This window comes from Neisseria sp. HMSC064E01, assembly GCF_001808875.1.
GTDB lineage: Bacteria > Pseudomonadota > Gammaproteobacteria > Burkholderiales > Neisseriaceae > Neisseria > Neisseria sicca_A.
Map to the genome: position 1 here is coordinate 1 of NZ_KV794897.1, position 1,252 is coordinate 1,252.

Annotated in this window: 1 pseudogene; it reads left to right on the forward strand. The window is 52.8% G+C overall.

Annotation, left to right across the window (positions count from 1 at the left end):
• Window positions 1-1,252: pseudogene (locus tag HMPREF2572_RS02955) on the forward strand (hypothetical protein); the annotation flags it as partial.

Sequence of the window (1,252 nt, forward strand, 5' to 3'; positions counted from 1 at the left end):
GCCGAGAAAGGCTGGAACCTGCAAGCGAACGACGAGACCGACAGCGAGAAAATCGCTGCAGGCGACACCGTGACCGTGAAACAAGGTAAGAACATTCGAGTGAAACGCAGCGGTAAAGATCTGACGGTTGAGACTGAAGACAACGTTGAATTTGCTCATGTCAAAGCTGATTCGGTAGAAGCGACCAGCGTGGTTGCTGAAAGCGTTATCGCGGGCAACAGTGTCTTGAATACTGACGGTCTGAAGATCGGTGCGGATAATTCTCCGAACCAAGTGTCTCTGACTACTGCCGGACTGAACAACGGCGGCAACAAGATTGCCAATGTGGCCGAAGGTACGGCAGACACTGATGCGGTTAACGTCAGCCAGCTGAACCCGATTGCTAAAGCGTTGAATAGCAGCATTAACCAGACTACTGGTGCGATTGAAGCTCCTGTCTTTACCGTAACCAAAGCAGACGGTACGAAACATGACGCCGTCGGCACGGTTCAAGACGCTTTGGATAAAGTGGGCGAAGAAGTCGGCAAAGGTCTGAACATCGTTGCAGACAACGGGTCGTCTGAAAAAGTGAACTTGGGCGATACCGTCAAGTACACAAGCAAAGACAAGAACATCGTTACCACAAGCGGTACAGGCAAAGCGATCGACTTCAGCCTGGCCGAGAAAGTCACCATCGGCAAAGACGCAGCGAACGGCGGTAAACCGGTAGTGATTGACGGTAAAGAAGGCATTGTCAGCGGACTGACCAACACCACCTTGGGCAGCGCCCCATTGGCAGGATCGAACAAAGCCGCGACCGAAGCCCAGCTGGATGCAACCCAAGTGAACCTGAAAACCATCTTGGGCGGAGAAGCCAAGAACGAGAACGGCAATGTATCCACTGCCAACATCGGCGGTACAGGCAAAGACAATGTTCACGACGCGATTGCAGCAGTTAAAGAGACCGTAGGTAAAGGCTGGAACTTGAAAGCCAACGACGAAGCCGACAGCGAAAAAATTGCTGCAGGCGACACCGTGACCGTGAAACAAGGTAAGAACATCCGAGTGAAACGCAGCGGTAAAGAGCTGACGATTGAGACTTCAGACGACGTCGAATTCGGCACTGTTTCTGCTACTACCGTACTCGCCGACAGCTTCATCTCCGGCAACAGCGTACTGAGCGGAGAAGGTCTGAAGATCGGTGCGGACGGTTCGCCAAGCCAAGTGTCTCTGACTACTGCCGGTCTGAACAACGGCGGCAACAAGATTGCCA